Origin of the sequence: Psychromonas sp. SA13A, from assembly GCF_011378715.1 — a bacterium.
Classification (GTDB): domain Bacteria; phylum Pseudomonadota; class Gammaproteobacteria; order Enterobacterales; family Psychromonadaceae; genus Psychromonas.
In genome coordinates, this window is sequence record NZ_WTKU01000012.1 from 56,669 (window position 1) to 83,520 (window position 26,852).

The 26,852-nt window shown below is 38.2% G+C and carries 14 protein-coding genes and 1 pseudogene; 12 read left to right on the top strand and 3 right to left on the bottom strand.

The genetic code is table 11. From position 1 onward, the window contains the following. Window positions 1-475 precede the first annotated feature (475 nt). Both GQR44_RS11995 and GQR44_RS12000 read right to left on the bottom strand, forming a co-directional pair. Window positions 476-775, bottom strand: coding sequence for an MGMT family protein (locus GQR44_RS11995; RefSeq protein WP_166372011.1), 300 nt, complete (start codon window positions 773-775; stop codon window positions 476-478). 3 nt (window positions 776-778) lie between these two features. After that, window positions 779-1,960 (bottom strand): MFS transporter, encoded by a 1,182-nt coding sequence (locus GQR44_RS12000; RefSeq protein ID WP_240923641.1) that lies wholly within the window; start codon window positions 1,958-1,960, stop codon window positions 779-781. Between the two features lie 686 nt (window positions 1,961-2,646). On the opposite strand from GQR44_RS12000, the gene gltB reads away from it, so the two are divergent. The 11 genes and pseudogenes from gltB (at window position 2,647) to GQR44_RS12055 (ending at window position 24,036) form a co-directional block, all read left to right on the top strand. Beyond that, window positions 2,647-7,167, top strand: coding sequence for a glutamate synthase large subunit (gene gltB / locus GQR44_RS12005; RefSeq protein WP_166372012.1), 4,521 nt, complete (start codon window positions 2,647-2,649; stop codon window positions 7,165-7,167). Then, window positions 7,167-8,636, top strand: coding sequence for a glutamate synthase subunit beta (locus tag GQR44_RS12010; RefSeq protein ID WP_166372013.1), 1,470 nt, complete (start codon window positions 7,167-7,169; stop codon window positions 8,634-8,636). Before gltB ends, GQR44_RS12010 begins: the two co-directional genes overlap by 1 nt. A gap of 231 nt (window positions 8,637-8,867) precedes the next feature. Beyond that, window positions 8,868-10,454, top strand: a complete 1,587-nt coding sequence (locus GQR44_RS12015) for a Na+/H+ antiporter NhaC family protein (protein WP_166372014.1) — start codon at window positions 8,868-8,870, stop codon at window positions 10,452-10,454. Window positions 10,455-10,787: 333 nt separating this feature from the next. Beyond that, entirely contained in the window at window positions 10,788-14,675 is a 3,888-nt protein-coding gene (hrpA, locus tag GQR44_RS12020; RefSeq protein ID WP_166372015.1) for an ATP-dependent RNA helicase HrpA, read from the top strand. Window positions 14,676-15,313: 638 nt separating this feature from the next. Further along, entirely contained in the window at window positions 15,314-16,033 is a 720-nt protein-coding gene (locus GQR44_RS12025) for a zeta toxin family protein (RefSeq protein ID WP_166372016.1), read from the top strand. Window positions 16,034-16,051: 18 nt separating this feature from the next. Continuing rightward, a complete protein-coding gene (locus tag GQR44_RS12030; RefSeq protein WP_166372017.1) occupies window positions 16,052-16,204 on the top strand; it encodes a hypothetical protein in 153 nt (50 codons plus the stop codon). A 412-nt stretch (window positions 16,205-16,616) separates the two neighbouring features. Then, window positions 16,617-16,886, top strand: coding sequence for an EamA family transporter (locus GQR44_RS12035; protein WP_166372018.1), 270 nt, complete (start codon window positions 16,617-16,619; stop codon window positions 16,884-16,886). Between the two features lie 544 nt (window positions 16,887-17,430). Beyond that, window positions 17,431-18,525 carry a YdcF family protein gene (locus GQR44_RS12040; protein ID WP_166372019.1) on the top strand — a complete coding sequence of 365 codons (1,095 nt, stop codon included), beginning with the start codon at window positions 17,431-17,433 and terminating at the stop codon, window positions 18,523-18,525. Window positions 18,526-19,108: 583 nt separating this feature from the next. Beyond that, a complete protein-coding gene (locus GQR44_RS12045; RefSeq protein WP_166372020.1) occupies window positions 19,109-19,996 on the top strand; it encodes a DMT family transporter in 888 nt (295 codons plus the stop codon). A gap of 576 nt (window positions 19,997-20,572) precedes the next feature. Continuing rightward, window positions 20,573-20,671 (top strand): annotated as a pseudogene (locus tag GQR44_RS12050) (transposase); the annotation flags it as partial. 386 nt (window positions 20,672-21,057) lie between these two features. Beyond that, a complete protein-coding gene (locus GQR44_RS12055; protein ID WP_166372021.1) occupies window positions 21,058-24,036 on the top strand; it encodes a DUF748 domain-containing protein in 2,979 nt (992 codons plus the stop codon). Between the two features lie 355 nt (window positions 24,037-24,391). Here GQR44_RS12055 and GQR44_RS12060 read toward each other — a convergent pair whose 3' ends face one another. After that, window positions 24,392-25,684 carry an alpha/beta fold hydrolase gene (locus tag GQR44_RS12060; protein WP_166372022.1) on the bottom strand — a complete coding sequence of 431 codons (1,293 nt, stop codon included), beginning with the start codon at window positions 25,682-25,684 and terminating at the stop codon, window positions 24,392-24,394. A gap of 433 nt (window positions 25,685-26,117) precedes the next feature. On the opposite strand from GQR44_RS12060, the gene leuE reads away from it, so the two are divergent. Then, the gene (leuE, locus tag GQR44_RS12065; RefSeq protein WP_166372023.1) at window positions 26,118-26,789 is read left to right on the top strand and encodes a leucine efflux protein LeuE; all 672 of its coding nucleotides are present in this window, start codon (window positions 26,118-26,120) and stop codon (window positions 26,787-26,789) included. Window positions 26,790-26,852 lie beyond the last annotated feature (63 nt).

Genomic DNA, 26,852 nt, shown 5'->3' on the forward strand with positions numbered 1-26,852 from the left:
GAAGCCGCTACGCTGCACGAAGAGCACGAAGAGCACGAAGAAAAAATAAACTGAGAAATTAAGTAGCAACTTTTGTATTGTTTTAAGGTTTACTTCTTTTAACTTCGTGTCTTCGTGGTTAAATGGCTTTTGACTTTAAGACCTAAGCAGCCACGCAGAGAGCACGAAGAAAAGAACAAGCAGAAAATATTTAAAGGTATTTATTCTTGTATTTTTTAAGGTTTACTTCTTTTCACTTCGTGCCTTCGTGGTTAAATGGCTTTTGATTTAAGACCTAAGCAACCACGAAGCCGCTACGCTGCACGAAGAGCACGAAGAGCACGAAGAAAAAATAAACTGAGAAATTAAGTAGCAACTTTTGTATTGTTTTAAGGTTTACTTCTTTTAACTTCGTGCCTTCGTGGTTAATTCGCTTTTGCTTGAAGTTTTTCACCTTAAATTCGTAACCTCGTAGTTAATTAGCTTTAACTGATATTTAATCCAAGTACTGTTTAAATTTTACAATTTTACCTTGGTCAGTTATTTCTATACCTTCTTTTTCCAATAAAGCCTTTTGCCTGATAAATGCCTCGCCTATTAAAGATATTTTACCCTGCGAATTCACCACCCTGAACCAGGGTAAGCGGGAATCTTTAGGTAGCCTCGCTAGTACCTTGCCAACATGGCGGGAATGAAGAGGAAAGCCGGCTTGTTTCGCTAGTTGCCCATAGGTTATTAACTTACCTTCGTCTAAATAAGACAAAATGGTATAGACGTTTTGTGCAAACTCTTCCATCTTTCAGGCTTCTCTTGTTTGATATGTAAATTCGTTGCCCTTCGAAGGGTTGTTAGGAATCAGAAAAGAAAGGCTCAAAGAACAAAGTGCAAAGCCTGCTCCGCAGTAAAATACCCACGATGGGTTAGCTATCCAAACCAAACCTAATAATACAGGGATCACCACCGCTGCAATATGATTAATTGAAAAGCTAATACCAGCCGTCGCCGCTATATCTTCTGGATTTGCTATTTTTTGAAAGTAAGTTTTAATGGCAATTGCTAGCGCAAAAAAGAGGTGGTCAATAACGTATAACGAAGCAGCAATAGTGCTGTTTTCAACTAAACCGTAGGCAATAAATAAAATAATTAGCCCTAAATATTCGAAAATAAGTACGGAACGCTCTCCGAAATAAGCAATGAGTTTGCCAATTTTAGCGGCAAACAACCAATTAAAAACATAATTAATTAAGAATAATGCACTGATCTCAGCGACGCTGTAGTGAAATTTTTCTACCATTAGGAAACCAGCAAATACCACAAAAATCTGTCGACGAGCGCCACTGAAAAAAGTCAGTGCGTAATACAACCAATAGCGTTTTTTTATTATGAACTTTTTGCTTTGTTCGGTAAGTGGCGGGAATTGTTTAAAAGCTGAAGCTAAAAGGAGCGTTAATATTAAGCCTAATCCACCAAATAATAAATAAGTGACTTCATAACTTACTTTGAAGTGGTCCATCAAAACCCAAACACTGGCATAAGCGAGTAATGAAGCAATGGCTTTAACAGAAAGTATTCGGCCCATGAAATGCGCTGCTTCTGATTTATTGATCCATTGCAGGGTGAGCGATTGATTAACTGTTTCGAAATAATGAAACCCGATCGACATTAACATAGTCGTTAAATATAAGCCCATTACCTGTGGGAAGTAGCCTGTAATAGCAACACCTACCGACGTTATGCCCAAAGAGAGGATCGCTAAGCGTTGCTCTTTAATAAATAAGAGAACATAAATGACAGTAAAAGCTAAAAAGCCGGGGATTTCACGTAAACTTTGTAAAATTCCTATTTCAACACCCGTAAAGTCTGCTTTTTCAACCACAAAGTTATTCAACAACACCATCCATACGGAAAATACTAATGGCATGATAAAAGCCATTACAAGTAATAAACTTTCAGGTTTTTGTAAAAAAGGATGCGATTTCATGGGTAGCCGTGATTTATGATAAAAAAACATTTTACGCTTTTTACTGTCTAAAGCGAATCTTGTCTTTAGTTGCGCTGTAATTTAGTTAATGACAATAAAATCTAGCCGTTAAGCATCTTATGGTGATATCTTTACTTTATCAAACGGTGTTAAGTTGATTTTTTTGTGAATTTATATGCATTATTCGTAAATATAAATTCATAAAGTAAGTGTCTTATAGCGTTTGAGTCTACCTTTGTTAGTAGTTATCTTTATCATTATCTTTAGACGTCATCTCCCATCTCGCTTTATTCCTAGTGGATCATAGGCTTTAACAGGGTGATCACAAGGGTTCTGATGCGGTTAACATTGCTTTAACACGAGAGTGCGGGGGAAGTGAATAAGAAAATTGGATTTTATGCCGCTTAAAAGATAGAATACAGACAAAATTACACCTTTAACAGTAGGGTGATTTCAAGAAATAATGTATAAGCCCTGTGCTTGTACTGCTCTTATGCGCGTTATTTCTTGGTCAAGGGAGTTTTTGTTAAGTGCACTTTTCATAAGAAAGTAGTTTCCTTTACAAAAAAAGTAAAAAAATTAATTGCTTGTTTTTGGTAACTCAATTACAAGTCGTGTGTAGCACTTCGAAAACATTAGATCTTACAGTTAAGTAACATTACTGTTTTATCTTGAAGGACATGTTTATGACTAATATAGAGCAAAACGCTCAAGGCCTTTATGTGCCTGAACTGGAACATGATGCTTGTGGTATCGGTTTCGTCGCACATCTAAAAAACAGCAAGTCTCACAAGATTGTGACACAAGCTTTAGATATGCTAGCGCGTATGGAACACCGTGGTGGTCAAGGTTGCGATCCATGTAGTGGTGATGGCGCGGGTATTCTTTTACAAAAACCACATGAGTTTTTAGTAACAGAAGCATTAAAAGAAGGCATTACCCTTCCTAAATTTGATCAGTACGGCGTAGGAACCATTCTATTCCCTAAAGATGAAAATCATCGTGACCATTGTCGCGAAATTTTAGCAAGAACTGCTGAACGTCTTTCTCTTGAAGTGATTGGTTACCGTGTACTACCTACCGATAACTCAATGATTGGTGCTGATCCATTAAGCAGCGAACCACAGTTTGAACATATGTTCGTGACTGGCGGTCCTGATATGGAACCTGCTGTATTAGAACGTAAATTATTTATTCTACGTAATTATGCAACACGCATTTGTTTAGAGTCTGTTAATGGCATTAAAGATAACTTTTACATTAACACTTTCTCTTACAAAACGATTGTATATAAAGGTCAATTAACCACTGAACAAGTGCCACAATATTTCTTAGATTTACAAAATCCAAGTATGGTGACTGCACTTGCATTGGTTCATTCTCGTTTCTCAACAAACACATTCCCACGTTGGCGTTTAGCGCAACCGTTCCGTTACATTGCTCACAATGGCGAGATTAATACGGTTCGCGGTAATATCAACTGGATGAAAGCACGTGAAGCTTTGCTTGAAGCTGAGTTCTTCACTCGTTCTGAATTAGACATGTTAATGCCAATCTGTACTGACGGTATGTCTGACTCTGCAAGCTTTGATATGGCATTAGAATTATTAGTGCTGTCTGGCCGTAGTCTTCCTCATGCATTGATGATGATGATCCCTGAAGCTTGGCAAGAAAATAAAAGTATGGATCCTAAGCGTCGTGCTTTCTACCAATACCACGCAAATCTAATGGAACCTTGGGATGGCCCAGCTTCTGTTTGTTTCACCGATGGTGTACAAGTAGGTGCAACACTTGACCGTAATGGTTTACGTCCATCTCGTTATACAGTGACAAAAGATGACTTCCTAGTGATGGCATCTGAATCAGGTGTTGTTGAAATTGACCCTGAAAACATTAAGTTACGTGGTCGTTTACAACCTGGTCGTATTTTTGTTGCTGACCTTGAACAAGGCCGTATCATTTCTGATGATGAAGTGAAAGATGGCATTGCAGCAAGAAAACCTTATGAAACTTGGTTACAAAATAACTTAGTTAAATTAGAAGATCAGCCTGCAGCATTAGAGCGTAATATCCAACCAGATGCGGGTAAATTGTTAAAACGTTTACAATCGTTTGGTGTAACTTCTGAAGAAGTTAATGACATTATTCTACCGATGTTACTTGATGGTAAAGAGCCATTAGGTGCAATGGGTGTGGATTGGCCGTTAGCGGTACTGTCACATCAATCTCAACATTTATCTCATTACTTTAAACAATTATTTGCACAAGTAACTAACCCACCAATCGATCCGATTCGTGAGCGTATGGTTATGTCGTTAAATACTTATTTAGGTAAAGACAAAAATTTACTGGCAGAAACGCCAGAACATTGTCATAAAGTTGAGCTGGAATCGCCTGTATTAAGTAATGCTGAGTTACAAAAAATTAATGCACTGGATGACAAGCACTTACAAGCTAAGACATTAGAAACTTTCTTTGCCGCTTCTGGTGAGCCAGGTAAGTTGAAAAAAGCGCTAGCACGTATTTGTCGTTACGCAGAAGATGCGATTCACGATGGTTACTCAATCATCATTCTTTCTGACCGTAATGCAACGTCTGACCATGCGCCAATTCCTGCTATGTTAGTAACAGGTGCGGTACATCACTACTTAATCAAACGTGGTCTACGTGCTATGTGTGACATCGTAGTGGAAACAGGTGACGTACGTGAAACACATCATTTTGCAACAGTAATCGGTTACGGTGCTTCTGCCGTTAATGCTTACTTAATTGAAGAAATGATTGTTGATCTACAAAACAAGAAACGTTTACCAGCTGATAAATCTGTTGATGAAATCTTTAAATCTTACAAATATGCGATTGACGCAGGTCTGTTGAAGATTTTCTCAAAAATGGGTATCTCAACGATTCAGTCTTATCAAGGCGCACAAATATTTGAAGCATTGGGCATTAGTAAAGCAGTGGTTGATGATTACTTCAAAGGCACTGTAACGCGTATTCAAGGTTTATCAATTGATGATATTGCACATGAAATTTTAGTGCGTCATCGTTTTGCTTACCCATTACGTGCAGTACCTGTGCAACGTTTAGATGTAGGCGGTGTATACCAGTGGAAACAACGTGGTGAGAAACATTTATTTAACCCAACAACGATTTCATTATTGCAAGAATCGACTCGTAACAAAAATTATGAGCAGTTCAAACAATACGCAGAAGCCGTTGATAAACAGGGTGATGATGCAGCAACGTTACGTAGCCAATTTGTATTTGTACCTAAAGAAACAGGTCCAATCTCAATTGACGAAGTCGAGCCAGCGGAATCAATTCTAAAACGTTTTGCAACGGGTGCGATGAGCTTTGGCTCTATCTCACATGAAGCTCACTCAACACTTGCGATAGCAATGAACCGAATTGGCGCGAAGTCAAACTCTGGTGAAGGTGGTGAAGATCCAATCCGTTTCAAACCAAAAGAAAATGGTGATTGGGAACGTTCTGCTATCAAGCAGGTAGCATCAGGTCGTTTTGGTGTTACGTCGTACTACCTAACAAACGCTGCTGAAATCCAAATTAAAATGGCACAGGGCGCTAAACCAGGTGAGGGTGGTCAATTACCAGGTCATAAAGTTGATGACTGGATTGGTCGTACTCGTCACTCTACTCCTGGCGTAGGTCTAATTTCACCGCCACCGCATCATGATATTTACTCAATCGAAGATTTAGCGCAGCTTATCTACGATTTGAAAAATGCTAACCGCGAAGGTCGTGTTAACGTTAAATTAGTATCAGAAGCCGGTGTTGGTACGATTGCATCAGGTGTTGCTAAAGCAAAAGCTGACGTAATCTTAATCGCTGGTTTTGACGGCGGTACAGGTGCATCACCATTATCATCTATTCGTCATGCTGGTTTACCATGGGAACTAGGTTTATCTGAAGCACATCAAACGCTAATGAAAAACGGTTTACGTAACCGTGTTGTGTTACAAGCTGATGGCCAGATGAAAACACCTCGTGACTTAACAATTGCTGCTTTACTAGGTTCTGAAGAATGGGGCGTTGCAACGGCTGCTTTAGTGGTTGAAGGTTGTATTATGATGCGTAAGTGTCATTTAAATACTTGTCCTGTTGGTATCGCAACACAAAACAAAACATTACGTGAACGTTTCGACGGCCGTGTAGATGATGTTGTTACTTTCTTTGGTTATATGGTTCAAGGCATGCGTGAAAACATGGCGATGTTAGGCTACAAATCAATCACTGAAATGGTTGGCCAAACACAAAACTTGAAAGTACGCGAAGATGTGACGCACTGGAAATATAAAAACTTAGATTTAAGTACTATTCTATTCAAGCAACAGGGTAAAGAAGAAGATGGGATGTTTAACCAAACAACTCAAAATCATAACCTTGAAGCAGTATTAGATAGAAAACTAATTGAGTTAGCAGCACCAGCGTTAGAGAAAGGCGAGGCAGTATCGGGTGAATTCCCTATCACTAATGTCGACCGTTCTTGTGGCGCCATGCTTTCTAATGAAATTTCAAAAGTCTATGACGACCAAGGTTTGCCTAAATCGATGCAAGTTAAATTCAAAGGCTCTGCTGGACAATCATTTGGTTGTTTCCTTGCTAAGGGTGTTGAGTTTACTGTTGAAGGTGATGCAAATGATTACTGGGGTAAAGGTTTATCTGGTGGTCAAATCGTGGTTTATCCATACCGCTCATCAACATTAGTTGCTAAAGATAATATTATCGTTGGTAACGTATGTTTTTATGGCGCAACATCTGGTCAATCATACATTAATGGTATGGCTGGTGAACGTTTCTGTGTACGTAACTCGGGTGCAGAAGTAGTTGTTGAAGGTATCGGTGATCACGGTTGTGAATACATGACCGGCGGTATAATGATCAACTTAGGGTCTACGGGTCGTAACTTTGCGGCGGGTATGAGTGGCGGTGTTGCTTATATTTGGGACCAAGATGATAAGTTTACAGCTAATTGTAATATGGAACTGGTTGACCTCGATCCTCTAGATCAAGCAGATAAAGACCTGTTAATTGCAAAAGTCACGAAACATTTAGAGCTTACGGAGTCTAATATGGCGGCGAAGTTCTTAGCGGATGTTGAAGCAAGCTTAGCAAAAGTTGTTAAAGTGATGCCTCGTGATTATAAAGCGGCATTAGCAGCTCGAGTCAAAGGAGAAGCAGCATAATGGGTAAGCCTACTGGATTTTTAGAATTAGGTCGTGAACTTCCACCGAAATTATCGGTTGAAGAGCGTCTAAAAGATAATAAAGAGTTTGTACAAAACGACGTGTTTGGTAAAAAGATTAATGACCAAGCCTCTCGTTGTATGGACTGTGGCGTACCGTTTTGTCATAACGGTTGTCCAATTGGTAACATCATTCCTGAATTCAACGATGCGGTTTATCGTGAAAGTTGGTTAGAGGCTTGGGAAATCCTGAGCTCAACGAATAACTTTCCTGAATTTACTGGGCGTGTTTGTCCTGCTCCATGTGAAACTTCATGTGTTTTAGGTATTAACCAAGATCCTATTACGATTTGTAATATTGAAAAAACAATTGTAGAAAAAGCATACGAGAATGGTTATGTTCAACCAAAAATACCAAGATCTCGTAGTGGCAAAACAATTGCTATCATCGGTTCTGGCCCTGCAGGTCTTGCAGCAGCAGAGCAATTAAACTCAGCAGGTCACACTGTGACTGTTTATGAGCGCGATGAAAAAATAGGCGGTTTATTACGCTTTGGTATTCCAGACTTTAAACTAGGTATGGACATTATCGATCGTAAGATTGCGGTAATGGAAGCAGCTGGTATTAAAATGGTTGTGAATGCACACATTGGTGTTGATTTTGATGCAAAAGATTTGCGTAAGCAATTTGACGTTGTGTTATTAACAGGTGGTTCAACGGTTCCTCGTGACCTACCAATCCCTGGTCGTGACTTAAAAGGTGTTCATTTTGCAATGGAATTCCTTGGTCAAAATAACCGCCGTGCAAACGGTATGGATCTTAAGACTGAAGAAATTCATGCAGCAGATGACCATGTAGTGGTTATCGGTGGTGGTGATACGGGTTCTGACTGTGTTGGTACTTCTAACCGTCATAAAGCCGCATCGGTTACGCAAGTGGAAATTATGCCGATCCCACCTGAAAAACGTACTGTGAATATGCCATGGCCTTCTTACCCAATGATCTTGAAAACAACAACTTCACACGAAGAAGGTGTAGATCGTCATTGGTCAATCCTAACTAAAGAATTCATCGGTGATGAAAATGGTAATGTTAAAGAGTTAGTGGTTGCAGATATCGAATGGGAAGAAGCAGCACCGGGTCAACGTCCTAACTTTAAAGAAATTGAAGGTTCTGTACGTTCAATTCCTTGTACTAAAGCTTTCTTGGCAATGGGGTTCTTACACCCAGAACCAACGGGTGTTTTAGCGCAGTTATCAATTGGCTTAGATGAGCGCGGTAACGTTAAAACTAACGATTACCAAACAACCCAAGCAGGCGTATTTGCCGCAGGTGATATGCGTACTGGTCAGTCTCTGATCGTACGTTGTATTAATGAAGGCCGTGAAGCTTCACGTGCTATTGATGCATACTTGATGGGTAACTCTAATCTTGAATGTATCAATGATTCATTAATGATGGCTAACTAAAACAAACCATTATTGGTTGTTTGTTAGGCAATCTGCTAACAACATTACTTAACATGTAATTTAGTGTTAATAAACCCCCTCTCTTTTTAGAGCAGGGGGTTTTTTTGTTTTAAAAGTAGGTTAAAATCCGTTTCCCTTAAATTCGGTATTTTGTACCGGTCATACTAAAAACATTTGAAAGTCTGCTGTATCGTGCAGTTTATTTTCAAATGTAGAACAAAGGAAAGATTAATGTCTTTAATCGATTTTTCAGCTTCTACGCTGTCGATTTTACCTGCAGTGGTTGCACTGGGGTTAGCTATTCTTACGCGTCGAGTTTTATTGTCGTTAGGTTTAGGTATTATATTAGGTGCTTTATTACTGGTTGATTTTTCAGTGGTAGCAGCGGGAACTTACATTTTTAACACGGTTAAAGGTGTGGTAGTTGAAGATGGCGGATTAAATACTTGGAATATGAGTATTGTCGCTTTCCTGTTATTGCTGGGCATGATGACGGCGGTATTGACGCTTTCTGGTGGCACGCGTGCCTTTGCTGATTGGGCACTTGACCATATTAAAGATAAACGTGGTGCGTCGCTATTGGCGGCATTTTTAGGCGTGTTCATATTTATAGATGATTACTTTAATAGTTTGGCCGTTGGTTCTATCTCTCGCCCTGTTACTGACCGTTTTAATGTGTCACGCGAAAAATTAGCTTATATACTTGATTCAACTGCTGCGCCAATGTGTATTCTGATGCCAGTTTCAAGCTGGGGCGCCTATATCATGACCATTATCAGTGGTATTTTGGTTAGCCATGGTATGACAGAGTATTCGCCGTTAGGGGCTTATGTTGCATTAATTCCTATGAATTTCTACGCAATATTTACTTTGTTAATGGTCTTTGCTGTGATTATTTTCAAACTTGATATTGGGCCAATGAAAAAACATGAAGCAATGGCAGAAAAAGAGATCACCAAGGGTGAACAAGACTATATCGATTTACAAGATGAAATGGGTATTGAAGAGCATGAACAAGGTAAGGTTGGCGATTTAGTTTACCCAATCATTGGCTTAATTATCGGAACGTTATTTTTTATGCTTTATACCGGTAATGCTGCATTAGCTGAAGCAGGTCAAAATTTCTCTGTATTAGGTGCCTTTGAGAATACTGATGTCGGTGCTTCTTTAGTTTACGGTGGCTCAATCGGCTTAGTACTTTCTTTATTGACCGTAGTAAGACAAAAGCAAAGCTTTACAAATATTAAATTTGCTCTTTGGGTTGGCGCAAAATCGATGTTCGGTGCCATTATTATTCTATTTTTTGCTTGGTCTATTGGTACTGTGATCGGTGATATGAATACCGGTACTTATCTATCAAGTTTAGTACAAGGTAATATTGGATTACATTGGTTACCGGTTATCTTATTTGTCCTTTCTGGTGCAATGGCGTTCTCAACAGGAACTTCTTGGGGTACCTTTGGGATCATGTTACCGATTGCGGGCGACATGGCCGGCGCAACGGATTTAACCATGATGTTACCGATGTTAAGTGCGGTATTAGCGGGTTCTGTATTTGGCGACCACTGTTCTCCGATTTCAGACACCACTATTTTATCGTCAACGGGTGCGCGTTGTGAACATATTGACCACGTTGCAACACAATTACCCTACGCGCTTGCAATGGCATTAGTGTCTATTGTTGGTTTTGTTGTGATTGGTTTTACTGGTTCAACTATAGGTGCTTTAGTTGCCTCAGCAGCTGCCTTTGTGACCGTGATTGTGGTGATGAAAACATATTCACTTCGTTCGTCAATTTCTTCGCCTATTACTCAGTGATAAAAACTAAACTTTGAATAAAACTAAAAAGCAGGCTTGCCTGCTTTTTTTGTGCCTGTAGATTTACGCTTAATGTGATGACTCATGCCATACCTTCAATAACATGCTTTAATACCTTCGTATCAATATCATACCTTCAATTCCGTAACTTCAAAAACATGCCTTTAATGTCTCACCTGCTCACCTTATTTGACTTTAAGGCTTACAGATTCTGCATTCTTATTGGTAACTGAGGCGCAATTTAGCTTACCCAATAATAAACAAGCCTCCGTGACTATCCTTTTTCGAGTAGCCTTGCTAGGATCTGTTTTTTGTTTCTGCTAGGTAACTGTTTTGACCATTTCTGCTACTGCTTTAAAAGACCATTTAAATGACGTGTTATACAAAGACCAATTCCGTTTAAAACGTAGGATTGATGATCTTGCTAACTTAAAATCGCCTGAAAAAGTAGAACAAAGCCTAACTAAAATTGCCATTGATATACAGGTCTCGATGGATAAACGTAAGCAACGTTTAGATAACCTGCCAGAAGTGACTTATCCTGACCTGCCCGTTAGCCAGAAAAAAGACGAAATAGCCAAAGCCATTGCCAATAACCAAGTGGTCATTATTGCTGGTGAAACAGGCTCTGGTAAAACAACGCAAATACCTAAAATCTGTTTAGAGCTAGGGCGCGGTGTATCGGGCTTGATTGGTCATACTCAACCGAGACGTTTAGCCGCTAGAACCGTGGCAAATCGTATTGCTGAAGAGTTAGATTCTGAGCTTGGCGAAACAGTAGGTTATCGTGTTCGTTTTACGGACAAAGTAAGCGACAAATCTTATATCAAACTAATGACCGACGGTATTTTATTAGCTGAAATACAAAACGACCGTTTCTTAAGTCAATATGACACCATCATTATCGATGAAGCGCACGAGCGTAGTTTAAATATCGACTTTTTAATGGGTTACTTAAAACGTCTATTACCCCGTCGCCCAGATTTAAAAGTAATTATCACTTCCGCGACCATTGACCCAGAACGTTTTGCACAACACTTTTGTGATAAACGTGGTAAAGCTGCGCCTATTATAGAAGTGTCTGGCCGTACATTTCCTGTTGAAACCTTATATCGTCCATTGGATGAATACGCAGCAGGCGACCAAATCGAAGGTATTTTCCAAGCCGTTGATGAACTACAACGTTTAGGTCGTGGCGACATTCTTATTTTCATGAATGGTGAACGTGAAATTCGCGATACTGCAGAAGCATTAACCAAACGAAAACTACGGGATACCGAAGTACTGCCTTTGTTTGCGCGTTTAAGTGTGGCAGAGCAAAACAAGATATTCCAAGGGCATCGTGGTCAACGTATCGTGCTAGCCACCAACGTAGCAGAAACATCCTTAACCATACCGGGTATTAAATACGTCATTGATACAGGTACCGTGCGTATCAGCCGTTATAGCTACCGTACTAAAGTGCAACGTCTACCGATTGAGGCAATATCGCAAGCCAGTGCAAATCAGCGTAAAGGTCGTTGTGGCCGTGTTAGCGAAGGTGTGTGTATCCGTTTATTCAGTGAAGATGACTTTAATGGTCGTCCTGAATTTACTGATCCAGAAATTCTACGTACTAACTTATCGTCAGTTATTTTGCAGATGTTATCGCTTGGCTTAGGTGAGCTTAATAAATTCCCATTTGTAGAGCCTCCGGAAGATAGAAATATCAAAGATGGTTTGAGCCTATTAGAAGAACTAGGCGCGGTTGACCTAAAAGCCAAAGATCCACGCAAAAAATTAACACCTTTGGGTCGTCAACTAGCGAAATTACCCGTAGACCCACGTTTAGCGCGTATGATTTTAGCGGCTAAAGACTTTGATTGTGTACATGAAGTGATGGTGATCAGTGCGGCCTTAAGTATTCAAGATCCGCGCGAACGTCCAATGGATAAGCAACAAGCATCCGATGAAAAACATCGTCGCTTTCAAGATAAAGATTCTGACTTTATCACCTATGTTAATTTATGGAATTACATCAACGAACAGCGCCAAGAATTGTCTAGTAGCCATTTCCGTAAAATGTGCCAAAAAGACTTTTTAGCTTATATGCGCGTGCGTGAATGGCAGGATATTTATACACAAATCAAACAAGTGACCGATGAGCTAGACATTAAGGTGAGCAGCACGCCGTCTAACTTTGATGCGATCCATCAAGCTTTATTAGCAGGCCTTTTATCACATATCGGTTTAAAAGATAAAGACGCCGAATATTTAGGTGCGCGGAATAGTAAATTTTATATGTTCCCAGGCTCAGGTTTATTTAAAAAACAGCCAAAGTGGGGCATGTTTGCGGAACTCGTTGAAACATCAAAACTATTTGCACGAGTCGCGGCACGTATCAAGCCAGAGTGGGTAGAACACCAAGCGCAACATCTTATTAAACGTAGTTACGTTGAACCGCATTGGCAGAAAAAGTCAGGCGTGGTTGGCGCGTTCGAAACACAAACCTTATACGGCATTCCTATTGTCAGTAAGCGTAAAGTTATTTACACCCATATTGACCCAATATTATGTCGTGAGTTATTTATTCGTCATGCCTTAGTAGAAGGGGAGTTTGAAACACGTCATCAATTCTTTAAAGATAACCAAGCGTTATTAAATGACATTGAAGAGTTAGAGCATAAATCACGTCGCCGCGATATTTTGGTCGATGATGAAACGTTGTTTTTGTTTTACGATGAACTTGTGCCGCAAAATGTATGTAGTGCAAAACAGTTTGATAGTTGGTGGAATAAAGAAAAAAAACAACAGCCACAATTATTAAACTATCAACGTGATCAAGTCATGGCGCATGATGCAGATAAAGTCACCGCCAATGCTTATCCAGATCATTGGCAGCAAGGTGATTTCCGTTTACAGCTTGAATATGCCTTTGAACCAGGCACTAGCCAAGATGGTGTAACGGTGAATATTCCACTGGCATTATTAAACCAAATATCAGACCAAGGTTTTGAGTGGCAAATACCAGCGCTACGTGAAGAGTTATTAGTCGCGCTAATTAAAACATTGCCTAAACCTATTCGTCGTAATTTTGTCCCTGCTCCAAACTATGCAGAAGCCGCAATGGCTAATTTAGCCCCTTTACAGGGGCCGTTATTAGAGGCTTTTGAAAAACAATTACTACGCATGACTGGTGTTCGAATTCCTGAAAATTCATGGGATCTATCTGCATTACCGACGCATCTGCGTATCAAGTTTAAAGTGATTGACGATAAGCAAAAAAGTGTTGCTGTCGGCACCGATTTAAAATTATTGCAGCACGACCTAAAAGGTAAAGTGAAACAAACCTTATCAAAGGTTTCAAAGCAAGGTATTGAAAAATCAGATTTATTAGAATGGGATTTTGGTAAGTTACCAACATCGTTTAAAAAAGACCATGGCGGATATGAAGTGAAGGCTTATCCTGCCTTGGTAGATAAAAGCAAAAGTGTGGCGATTGAGTTATTTGACAGCGAAGCCAAAGCACAACGTTTTAATCAAGCAGGATTACGTCGATTAATTTTGTTGAACGTACCTTCACCAATTAAATACCTGCAACAAAGTTTACCTAATAAGGCCAAGCTTGGGCTGTACTTTAACCCTTTTGGTCAAGTGAAAGACTTAATTGATGACTGCATTAGCTGCGCCGTTGATGCAATTCTTGTGGGGCAGACACATCCGCAAGAAGCACCTGAATTTGAGCGACAAAAAGAAAAAGTGCGCGCTGAATTGGCAGATAAAACGTTACAAATTACACAGCAAGTGGAACAAGTATTAACCCTTGCTCATGCCGTCAATAAGCAATTAAAAGGCAAAGCGGATTTAAGTATGTTGGTGGCTAAAGGGGACATTAAGTCGCAGCTAGAGCGTTTGATTTTCCCTGGGTTTGTTTGCCAAGTGGGTGAGGGAAAACTTAACGACATTAAGCGTTATTTATTAGCGTTACAAAAGCGTTTAGAGAAGTTACCCGTTAATCCAAATCAAGACCGTTTAAATACTATTGAGTTACACGACCTCGAAGAGCGTTATCGTGCACTTTGTAAGAGCTTATTAAGTGATGAAACTGAAAATACTGATTTGGCAGAAGTGTATTGGATGATGGAAGAGTTACGCGTTTCATTGTTTGCACAGCAGTTGGGGACTCCGTATCCAGTGTCAGCGAAACGAGTGAGGTTGAAGTTGACGGAACTTAAGGGTTAAGTCATTAACCTTTTAAAATGTAAATTGATAAGCAAGCTTCGGCTTGCTTTTTTTATGCTTTTTTAGTTTTGAAGGTTCGTCTTCGCTCATCGGGACATTGTGCTGATTAATTTCAGTGTTTTCGCCTTGTCGGCGACTTTACTTTCTCTCTGCCAGCAGAGAACTTGATACCTACAAGAGTTCAAAGAGACTGGCACCGAATCGCTTTCTTATCCAAACGAGCAATACCTTTCCTAACGCACCAGTTCATACGGCACGTCCCTGTGCCGAATGAACTTACAGCAAACGTCCTGTTTGCTGTTGCTGAAAGGTATTGTTCGTTTGGGAAAGCTCAACGGTGGGGATGGATGTAGCCACCTTGAGTAAGGTTATTATTATTAATTTCGTTTATAGTTTCTGTACTTTAGACGAACCGTAAAGGTTCGATGTTGGGGCGCAGGATTTACTCTATTTACTATTTCCTTTGAAATTAATTAGTTAATGCTCGTCAGCGTTCGTAGAAACATATTGATGATTATCGACCGATTTTTTGGACAGTCGAGAAAGGGGGGATTTATAATATTTTTGAGATTTTTAATATCAGTTTATAGATGCGACAACTATAGTATATATACTCGTTACTTATCGGAGTCTGATATATGAAGCTTAATGATGCAGAAATTGAGATTAGAGAGCGTGCTGTTACGTTTGCCAAAAAGAATAGAACTGAGATATGTAGAAGGCTTACAGACAAAACAATGTATTTACCAGAAAGTTACCCTGTATCTGTATTTATGGGCGGGTCACCCGGAGCTGGTAAAACTGAATCATCTAAAGAATTTGTCGCTTCTATTTCCGATGGTAAAACTAAAACTCTCCGTTTAGATCCTGATGATTTACGCGTTGAATTTAAAGATTATGATGGTTCGAATTCATACCTATTTCAGAAAGCAGTTGTGATACTTATTGAACGGACTATGGATTACATCTTTAAAAATGGTCAAAGTTTTTTATTGGATGGTACTTTAGCGAGTTACTCCGTTGCAGAAAAAAACATACAAAGATCTTTAGAAAAAAATAGAGATGTGCTGATAATATTTGTGTATCAACGTCCTGAGTTAGCTTGGGAGTTTGTTTGTGCTAGAGAAAAAGTTGAAGGTAGAAAAATTCTGCCAGAGCACTTTATTAAACAATTTTTTGATGCTCAAGAAGTGATCAAAATATTGAAAGAAAAGTTTGGGGATAGAATTCAAGTTGATTTATTAATCAAAGATAACGATGGTAATACTAGAACTCATCATACTGATATTAATACCTTGAAGCCTTACCTGAAGGAGAGTTATACTTTAGAAGCATTAAAAGCAATCGTAGGAATTTAAAGGTAGGGAGAATATTTTATGTTGAATAATAAGAAAGTGGCTTCAACGCCATTATCAGATTTTGTGAAGAGAGCTTCTTCTGATGAAAAGAAAAAAGTCTATCAAAAAGTCATTACGGCAGCTTCACAGTCTCAAAATTCTACTATCGAGAAAGCTAAAGCTGCTGTGTAACTATTATTTATGCTCGCTGTTTCTAAATAGCTAAGCAGATTTAAACTACGTAGTAGAATCCGCTTTTTTCTCGTTCCCACTGTCCTCTGTGGGAATGCACACTTTAGTATTTTTAGGGCAAGGATTGGCCCGTCTGGAACACTGAAAGTAGTGGACTCCTATACATTGAAGTCAATAATATCAATTAGTTAATCTTCAAACGATGTTCAATGTGGCTACGACTTCCTTGATAGAAGTTCTAGACTATCATTAGTTGATCACAATAAAATCAACCCTTTACGATTTTAATACACTGGGTATCCAGTCATTCTATATTAAAATTATCAACAAAGAGGGAGGTTGTCGGTTAAACTCTCTAGTCATCATTCTCTAGTAATATTTACCTATTAAACATGCTAATTGGATAAAACACATGCCTCATAACTACACACCTACTGTTAAAGATTGGCTTTCTCTGCTGTTACTCATTTTGCTGTGGGGGACATCATTTATGTTTACCGCTGTTTCACTGCAAAGCTTTAGCCCTGTGGGTATCGTTTCTCTTAGAGTGTTGATTGCTGCGATTATTCTAACTGTGTTTATGTATGCCAAGGGTTGGCGTTTGCCTGTAGAGCCGTTGTCTTGGGCGGTATTTTTATTGCTGGGCAGTTCTAGCAGCAGTTCTGGACACCCAAAAATTTAGAGCCAAGTTCAGAACACCCATAAACTTTGTCTGATGATTCTTAATAAAACTATCTTTCAAGGTGCATATTTTTCACTTGGAGTAATTTTTTATAGCTCAATCTCAACAATCACAAGTTTTCCTGTTTGTTCCGCTTCATAGTTTATGGCTATTTACTAATTTACTAATTTACTAATTTACCTATTTACTAGTTTCCTTCCTAATTTATCTACACTAATTTCATGTGTCTAAATGAGATCTACTGGCAATGTAAACCATTTTTAAAAGATATGGATATGCCATTGTTTTTCTTCATCGAATGTTAATAATTAGAAAATTACAATTATTTTTAATCTTAATTCGCTTGGTGAATTAATGGAAGTGTCTCGTTTAAATAAATTAAATAATAGGAAATGGCTTTATTTTAGTGGTAGGTCACGTTTATTTTAAGGTTTACGTCTTGTTGTCAGAAGTTTGAGTGATATTATATTTTCGTTAAAAAAAGATAATTCATAGTGCGAAATAACAGAAGTTCTGAAGGTCCCATTATAATAAGGTAATAGATATGAAAAAAAATATAATTGCTATAGCGCTAACAGGTGCATTAGCTTTATCGATGTCTCCAGTTGTATTCGCCAAGCAAGAGGTTGCTGTACAAGCTCAAGTTTCTCCTGCTGATTTTATGACGAAACGGCAGGTTGTTGATCAGTTGTTAGGAGAAGCTTTAAAAGTATTTGAATCTCCTGCCCGTATCTCACATGCTGGCTTCACCGCGAAAATGCCGAGTAATATGGCAACTATTACTGAACGATTATTATCCGCTTATGCACTAGAACCATATAGAACTGATCTGCTGATTTCTGCTGCTAATGCACAGGTCTACAATAAAAATATAGATTATGCTATAGAGCTTTTTGAACAAGCCCTTTCTGTTGCACCAGATGATGTGGATTTGAATTCTTATCTTGCGGTATGGCAAAAATTCAAGGGTAATGAAGCTGTTTCACAAAAATATATGGCTCGAATAGCAGAGTTAGATTCCGGTCAAGAAGCTGATCTTAAGCGTATATTTAAAACAATAGACCGTGTAGTAGATACTCCATTGAAAGATAAACCAGGGAAACCACTCGCAGGAAATACCGCTATTGTTACTCTAGGTTATGCATTGAATCCGGACGGTTCAATGGATGAGATATTAATTAAGCGTTTACAAACAACACTTGAAATGGCAAAAAAACAGCCTGAGTCTCTTATTGTTCTTACTGGTGGTGTACCAAAAAATCATAAAACCGAAGGCAAGCTTATGGCTGACTGGTTGATTAATAAAGGTGTTGATAAAAATAGAATCATTGAAGAAAACTATGCGACAAGTACCGTTGATAACGCGTTACTTAGTAGTTATGCTCTTGCTCGTCATAACATTGACCATGCAACAATTATTAGCTCAGCAAGTCATGTAAGGCGTGGACAATCTTTATTTGAAATTGCTAGTTGGCAAACGGGCCCTAAAGGGATTACTTTTGATACTGTAGCTTTCCCTGATAAGCCCCTTTCTAATCTAAAAGTTCCTAGTGATAAAGAACTTTTAGGCATTTACCGAGATGCTTTACGCACCTATGGTATGTGGAGCTACCGTTCTAAACCACTACTTGCACGATAGTAGAAATGGAAAAAATCAGGAAAGATAACAAAGTACTGGGCACCTATTACTTTGACTGATGATTGTTCACAAACTGCCTTTTAAAGGTGCATACTTTGCACTTGGAGGTAGTTTGTTATGACCCAATCTTGCTAATCAATCGTTCCCTTATTACAGAATGACCATACCGAAAACACTCAAGGCTAAAAATTTAATTAGATAATTTGAAAAGTAAATTATCAGGATTGAGATCGCTAAAGTTAATTTAAGACAATGTTAATAGTTAATTGAATTATTGTTTTCCTGCAAAGGTTAAATATAACGCCACACCTAACCAATTCAAATTGAAACGAATAATATGATACTCATGGGAGGTGTTGTTACTGCGTGTATGCTCGCAGGTTTAATTGTGGTAGTACTACCAACATAAAAGTATTGGATCCATTACTTGCTCACAATCAAATTAGATTTTTACGATTTAAAGTTATTTGGAGCTGTAATTCTGTATTAAAACCATCAACAAATAGGAGGTTGTTGGTTAAACTCTCTAGTTATCATTCTCTAGTAATATTTACCTATTAAACATGCTAATTGGATAAAACACATGCCTCATAACTACACACCTACTGTTAAAGACTGGCTTTCTCTGCTGTTACTCATTTTGCTGTGGGGCACATCATTTATGTTTACCGCTGTTTCACTGCAAAGCTTTAGTCCTGTGGCTATCGTTTCTCTTAGAGTGTTGATTGCTGCGATTATTCTAACTCTGTTTATGTATGCCAAGGGTTGGCGTTTGCCTGTAGAGCCGTTGGCTTGGGCGGTATTTTTATTGCTGGGTGTTATGGGTAACTTGTTGCCATTTCTTCTTATCTCAACGGGTCAGAAAGATATTAGCTCGGGCATTACGGGATTGTTGATGGCTTTTATGCCATTGGCGACAATGATTTTGGCACATTATTTTGTATCAGGAGAAAGCCTCAATCGCTTTAAAATATTCGGTTTTGTGTTAGGTATTACTGGCGTGGTGATTGTGCTATGGCCGTCGTTAGTAGGAGCTTACAGTAATTTACTGAGCGGTTTATTGATTTTACTAGCCACTTTTAGTTATGCGATAAATGCCATTTTGGTGAGGCGATTACCTTCTTATAATCCTGTTGTGACAGCGGCAGGCGTGATGATTATTTCCAGTATCGTGATAGTGCCATTGTGGCTGTGGCAAGATTTACCGTGGCAACAAAGTTACTCTTTAAAAGCCTCGTTATCCATGTTGTGGTTAGGTGTCGGGCCGACTGCATTTGCTACCATTCTTTTATTTGCTGTTATCGGCACGGCAGGCCCTACGTTTCTATCGTATATTAATTACGTGATTCCTATTGTGGCGTATTTTACTGGCGCGCTTCTTTTGGGCGAAGCCATTGAATGGCACAGCCTAGCGGCGATGTTATTAATAATTTTAGGAATAGCGCTAACGCGGAAGCGAGTTGTTGATTAAATTAGGTGTTTGTGGGTTTTCGGGAGTGTCGTGTTAATCAGTGGTATTCCAATTACACATTTTCCATCAAGTGACTTAAATAAGCACATAATAGCTGTTGCGGTCTTTGTCAAAAATTGAAAGCCCGCAAAAAATTATAAAAGTTATGGACAAAAAAGGTGTAAAAACTTGTGGGTGCCCATACATTTAAGTTTTTAATATCAATTAGTTAATGATTAAATTGATTCTAAATGAGGTTGCGACTTCTCCTCTGTTGAGCTTTCCCAAATTATGAATTGTAAATAGGACGTTTGCAGTATGAATTGTTGTGTTAAGAAAAAAATTGATGGTTTAGATGAAGAAAGTGACTCGGTGCCAGTCTCTTTGCACTCTTGTAAGTATCTGGCTCTCTGCTGGCAGAGATAAAGTAAAGCCGCCGATAGGGCTAAATACAAAGCCGGAAATATCAACATAACCTTGATAAGTAAAGGCGAACCAAAATAAAGAGCAAGACAGCCATAAACTTTGACGTGTGATAAGTAATATTTTCAGCTCTATCTTTTAATGATGTAGTTTTACATGTCTAGGGGCGTTGTTATGACTCAGTCTCGCCAACCTCAAATGTCGTTATCAGATACACCTTATTATCACTGTATTTCACGTTGTGCTGGTTGCGCTTATTTATGTGGAGAAAAAACTATAGGGTCTTTGATTGTGTGCAAAATGGCCCCGAAGGAGCCATTATAATTGATTCGACGTGAGTTATACGGTGGCTTTTGCTTTGCGCAGAAACTTTAATGGCCGATCTTTTCACTATCTCCTCGTTATCAATTAACAATATTTTTACTGTAAAAGTATTTGCCTGTCCGATTTGGAACTTTCGATCTGAACTCTGTCCTAAAACCGGGTGTCATGCATTTAGCTTTTTTGAGGAGGGAGCACGTTTTGTTTGTTGTTTACAATTATGCAGATTAAAAATATCGTATTCTTATTCATTATTTATAATTTGCTTATGTGCAATATCTTGCCTATTCCGTATACTTTAATAGCGAGTTTTTCTACCATAAATGAAAGGATTTCCTGTGCAACATTTTAAAAATTTATTCAGCCGTCATTGTTATCGCCATTTTCTATTTTGGGTATTACTTTTTGCTGCAATATATAGTGCTGCAGGGTTTTTATTAGCGCCTGTTTTAATTCAACAGACGATAAAGGAACAAGTTCAATCGAATTTAGGTTGGAATACTGAAATTGGAAAAATCGAATTAAATCCTTATAGCTTAGCTTTAAATATTGAACAATTGAGTATCATTGACCAAAATAACAAAGAAGTCATTGGTTTTTCTCGTTTTTATACAAATTTCACTTTACGTTCAATATTTGAGTTAGCCGTTACTTTTCAAAGTATTGAGTTAATTGATCCTCGTATTGATATAACCATCAACAAAGAAGGTGAAAATAACCTTAGTAAAGCCCTTGCAAAGCATGCCGTTGCTCCTGAAAAAAACGAAATTGAAGATGAGGAAGAAGAATCATCTATTATTCCTTTATTAATTGATAAAATCAGCTTACAAAATGGTGCTTTAAAACTCACTAATTTTCAGCCAAGTAATTCGGTTGTACATCAAGTGACACCAATCTCCTTTGACTTAGAAAATTTCTCAACAAAATTGAATGAAGATGGTCAATATAAACTTGATATAACATTAGGCACTGGCCAGACAATAAATTGGAATGGTTTAATTTCGGTAAACCCTATCCATTCATCTGGTTCTTTAGATCTGTCAGGCATTAAAGTGCATGAACTTTGGCCGTATCTCCAAGATGCAGTTCCTTATCAATTAATTAATGCCATTGCTTCAGTGAAGGGTGACTATGAAGTGAGTCTATTAAAAGACGAGCTCGCTTTAAAAATAGAAAATTCGCTAATTGATATTGATAGCATTAAGCTAACTTCAGAAAACACACCTGACGGATTACTTGCAATTAAAAAAATCCATATTGGTCCAAGTCATTTTGACCTACAGGAAAACAACATAGCCATTAAACAAGTTGTTATTGATACTTTGTTGCTTGATATATTACGAGATCAACAGGGTGAATTAGCAATGCTAGCACCATTAGCCAACTCCAAAACACCTGAAAGCGACACTAATACAACACAAACTGACGATGCTAAAGACATTACTGTAAAAGATGATGCATCATCACAAGTGACACCTCCATTTATGTGGTCTGTTGAGCAGGTTTTAGTGCAAAATAGTCACGTTAATTGGCTAGATAAACAACCAAAAAAACCGGCCGCTATTGCGGTTAAACAGATTAATATTGAATTAAATAAATTAAACCAAGATTTAACATCAACATTACCTTTTTCAATAAATTATTTTGTTGATTCATCACAAAAGAATACAGTGGTGGGCGACTTAGTCATTGCCCCTTTAAAATTAAACTCACATTTAACGCTTGCAGGAATAGATTTAACCGCAGTACAGCCTTACGTCGCAGAGTCTGTTCAAATTAAACTTGAAAAAGGACGCTTGTTTACAGATGCAGACTTTCAGTTGAATGAAGCTGCCGATGGACAAATTCAGGGCGAATTCACTGGTAACATTAATATCAAAGCATTTAATAGCCTGGACAAAGTGTTAAATAAACGCCTTCTCGGGTGGAATGAATTATCAATTAACCCCATAAAAGTTGACCTTAATCCTCTCGCTATTGATATTGGAAAAATTGCTTTAATTGAACCCTACTTTAGAGTTGTAATTGCTAAAGACCGCAGTGTTAATCTATCAAAGTTAAGTGTTGAAAAAGCAACCAATAAGAAGGACAAAGCACCTAAAACTACTTCCTCTAATGATGCGCCATTACCATTAAGCATTGGTGAAGTTAGTTTAAGTGAAGGTAGTGCTTATTTTGCAGATCTCTCTTTACAACCTCAGTTTGGCACCGCCATTGAACATATGAATGGTCAAATAAGCAACTTGTCTTCAGATAATACAAAAATAGCCAATGTTGAAATTAAAGGCACGATTGACGACTATGCAACGATGTTGGTCAAGGGTAAATTAAACCCTTTATCTAATGACCTGTATACAGACTTAAACGTTAAGTTTGATAAGATAGATTTAACGGCATTTACGCCTTATTCAGGCCGCCATATCGGTTATATAATTGATAAAGGTAAGTTAAATGTTCAGCTTGATTACAAAATAAAAGATAATAAATTAGAAGCGAAAAATCGTATTATTTTAGATCAGTTTAACTTAGGAGATACTGTTAAAAGTGATGAAGCGTTAGATTTACCCATTAAATTAGCATTAGCCTTATTTAAAAATAAAGATGGAGTGATTGATATTGATTTACCGGTCACTGGCAATTTAGATGATCCTGAATTTAAAATCACAGCAATATTATTAAAAACATTAGGTAACTTACTAACAAAAGCGATTACTTCTCCTTTCTCTGCTATTGCTAGTCTTGCTGGTAGCAACACCGATAACTTGAATAAAATTGCATTTTCTTTAGGCAGCAGTGAACTTAATTTAGAACAAAAAGAGGCATTAAAAGTATTAGCTGAAGTATTAAATAAACGTCCTGAGTTAGTATTAGAGGTACGGGTTAATGTCGACCAAAAAGCAGAAGAAAAAGCATTGAAAACTTACAATCTGGATCAATATTTCATTGAATCCGATGTTAATATTAATGACTCTAACGAGCTTGTTGATGCAATGGAAGCGTTATATGCTAGTCGTGAATCAAGGCAAAAACTTGATCAGCTTGAAGCTCAAATTAAGTTAAATGTGGAGACTGAACAAAAAGAAGATGAGTATAAAGCTCGTTACCAACAGGCTTTAACCGATGCGTTATTAGAGACTCAACCATTAGAAAGTTTAGATATGTTAACATTAGCTAAAAAGCGCGTCAGCGTAATTAAACAAGAACTGATTAAAGTAAATAAATTACCTAACTCACAAGTGTTTGTTTTAAATCCTTCTTTGGATGGCATAGCAGACAAAGACAAAATTATCACAGAGTTTACTTTGAGCGCAAAATAATTTGTTCAAGCTACTTTTAATCACGCAGTGCACTAATTAAAAATGAAAAGAGCGGGATTTTAGTCGCTCTTTTCATTTATCCAATATAACTCTTCGAAGAGAATTTTTAGTGTTTTTTACATGCGAAGAGGGCGTTGCTCTGATACCGCCTCGTCAGTCTTAAGTATCCTATCTAATCGCCTGATTATTACTGTATTTCATATCGTATTCGCTGTTCTTATCTATGTATTGAAGATAATTATAGAGAAAAGTCCATTGAACATCGGTGTTGCTTTATAGATTAAAAACAATTGGGTCTGCCTTTTTCCTACTTTCCTTTCTGATAATAGAAAGTAAGAATGAATAGCTCGCAAAGCTATTTCGGTAAATTATCCAATGCATTTGCTATTTTAATTAAACGGCTGAGAATTTTCTCACCGTCAACGCCAATACCATTATGTTCATATTCATTGGTGATCCAAGCTTTTGACATCGGAATACTCGCTAAGGTTTCTCGCGTATAATCAAGCTCTACAAACATATCATCTGCGTATGCGGCACATGCTAACGGGACTTTGTTTTTACTTAATATGTCAGTGTCGTATAACTTACCCCAATTTTGTTTTTCTGCTAAAAGATTGGCCGCAGGGCGAAGTGCTTTTAATGTTTCTAATTGCTCAAACATCCATGGATAGACCATCTCTCCGGTGAACATGAATGCTTTACCAGATTGGTAATTAAACTGTGAATATTGTTCACGCACACGATGCGCTGACCAATTTGATGCACTTTCTTGGCAATAAATGGATTCATGCAAAATGGCATAGATTGGGTTGGTAAGGTAACCTTGCTCTTGTTGCATCTGATTTAAGAAGCTGTAACTAAGTTGTTTGTGCCCATTGCAGTGTATAAATGCACTTTCTAAAAGATAGTAGAGCGGTAAAGCGGCATTTCCTCGGCCCAAATTAATACCTATTAACTGAAATTGCTCTACTGTGAAGCGTTGTCCGTTGGGTAAGGTAACTTCGTTATTCAGTAAATATTGAGCAATATCACAACACATTTGTTGTGCCGCTGGGAACTGCGCAAAAAAGGCCTTATTTTTATCTGTCGTACGTTGATAAGTTGCATGATAAACATCATCGGTTTGTCGTGTAAGCGAAGGAATGCCACCTGTAACATAGCAACGTAGTAGGCTTTCTGGGAATAATGATAGGTAGGTTAATATACAAAATCCACCAAAGCTTTGCCCTAACGTTGCCCATTGTTTGATATTAAACTTAATGCGAATCGCTTCGGCATCACGCACAATACTGTCGGCTCTAAAGTGTGTTAAATACTCTGCCTGTTCAGTTGCCGATAAGTGAGCCAAAGACGCTTGATTGATCATCGAGCTGTTACCTGTTCCTCGTTGGTCTAATAACAACACTCGATACTCTTGCAATAATCGTTTTAACCAACCGGATTCACCACTTGTACGAGGTGATTGGAAACCGGGACCGCCTTGAAAAAAAACTAACCAGGGTAAATCTTGTTTGTCTTTTTTTACATCTACCAACTCTCGCGCAAAAACAGCAATTTTCTGTCCATCAGAATGGCTATGATCGAGCGGTAATTGAAAGTGGTGTTGACGATATAAGGTTGTTCCATCAATAAAACTTGTTTGCAAAGTACTATCCTTTTTATGAGTTTTTACTCGCGGAGCCTAACAATAGCTTTTTGCTATTAATGTTTTTCTTAGCACCCGTCATCAATCTATGGTTAACCATGATACTTCAAGATAAAAAAGTCGCAAATAGTCATTATTTACTTTTAAAGTTAATTTAAACCTGATGATTGTAGTGGTAAAGATAGGTATAAAATTTAGCGATGGTCGATGCTGAATGAGCAATGAACAATATTATTTGGTGTCCTCACTTACTATCCGCTCTTCGCTTAAATCGTTAGTTTACGTGGCCTAGCTTAAACTTTAAAAAGCATCTTGAAATAACATGAGAAAGTTACCTTAAGTAAGGTTGTTTGCTTTACTTTTTTATTATACTTTACAGACCAAATTGATATTAAATGATTAGCCGTCATTGGCATTAGGAGATGGAAGATAAATGTTAAATTTAGAAAACCTGGGTGTATTGAGTTATACGACCTATTTTGTGGGTACGTTATTTATTGTGTTATTGCCTGGTCCTAATTCACTTTATGTTCTTGCGCTTTCTGCTCGACAAGGAGCACGCCTAGGTTGGGCTGCTTTATTGGGTATTTTGGTCGGCGACTCATTATTGATGCTAGCGACTGCGCTTGGTGCTGTGTCTATTCTGGTGACTTATCCTGCCTTGTTTATGATCATTAAATACGCTGGAGCAGCTTACCTTATCTATATCGGCTATCACTTAATTAAAGATGCCATTACAACGTGGCGCAAAGTCGATACAACTGATTTACAAAGCTCAATTACTGAGAACCGGACTACGGGGGCGAAAGCGTTTAAAAAGTCTTTATTAGTGAGCCTGTTAAACCCTAAAGCTATTTTGTTTTTCCTTTCATTCTTTGCACAGTTTGTTGACCCTAGCTACCCGCAACCTGCGGTGCCATTTTTGATATTAGCCCTGACTCTGCAAGCATTGAGCCTCACATATTTAGTGATATTAGTTTACGCAGGGCAAAAGTTGGCAGAGGGTTTTAGAAAACGTCAAAAAGTAAGTTCAATTTCTGCTGGTGGTGTAGGCGTTGGTTTTGTAGGCTTTGCAATTAAGCTAGCATTAGCGAGTGCAAGTTAGTCACAGAAAGTTAATTTGAGCTTATTGATTTGGAATAGATCATTGTGTGGCTGTGGATTTTGA

What these genes read in the sequence shown, in the direction of transcription:
- GQR44_RS12030 (WP_166372017.1), top strand. Translation starts at nt 16,052, where the DNA reads ATGTTGAATAATAAGAAAGTGGCTTCAACGCCATTATCAGATTTTGTG.
- GQR44_RS12010 (WP_166372013.1), top strand. Translation starts at nt 7,167, where the DNA reads ATGGGTAAGCCTACTGGATTTTTAGAATTAGGTCGTGAACTTCCACCG.
- GQR44_RS12015 (WP_166372014.1), top strand. Translation starts at nt 8,868, where the DNA reads ATGTCTTTAATCGATTTTTCAGCTTCTACGCTGTCGATTTTACCTGCA.
- GQR44_RS12040 (WP_166372019.1), top strand. Translation starts at nt 17,431, where the DNA reads ATGAAAAAAAATATAATTGCTATAGCGCTAACAGGTGCATTAGCTTTA.
- GQR44_RS11995 (WP_166372011.1), bottom strand. Translation starts at nt 775, where the DNA reads ATGGAAGAGTTTGCACAAAACGTCTATACCATTTTGTCTTATTTAGAC.
- GQR44_RS12035 (WP_166372018.1), top strand. Translation starts at nt 16,617, where the DNA reads ATGCCTCATAACTACACACCTACTGTTAAAGATTGGCTTTCTCTGCTG.
- GQR44_RS12045 (WP_166372020.1), top strand. Translation starts at nt 19,109, where the DNA reads ATGCCTCATAACTACACACCTACTGTTAAAGACTGGCTTTCTCTGCTG.
- leuE (WP_166372023.1), top strand. Translation starts at nt 26,118, where the DNA reads ATGTTAAATTTAGAAAACCTGGGTGTATTGAGTTATACGACCTATTTT.
- GQR44_RS12025 (WP_166372016.1), top strand. Translation starts at nt 15,314, where the DNA reads ATGAAGCTTAATGATGCAGAAATTGAGATTAGAGAGCGTGCTGTTACG.
- GQR44_RS12000 (WP_240923641.1), bottom strand. Translation starts at nt 1,960, where the DNA reads ATGAAATCGCATCCTTTTTTACAAAAACCTGAAAGTTTATTACTTGTA.
- gltB (WP_166372012.1), top strand. Translation starts at nt 2,647, where the DNA reads ATGACTAATATAGAGCAAAACGCTCAAGGCCTTTATGTGCCTGAACTG.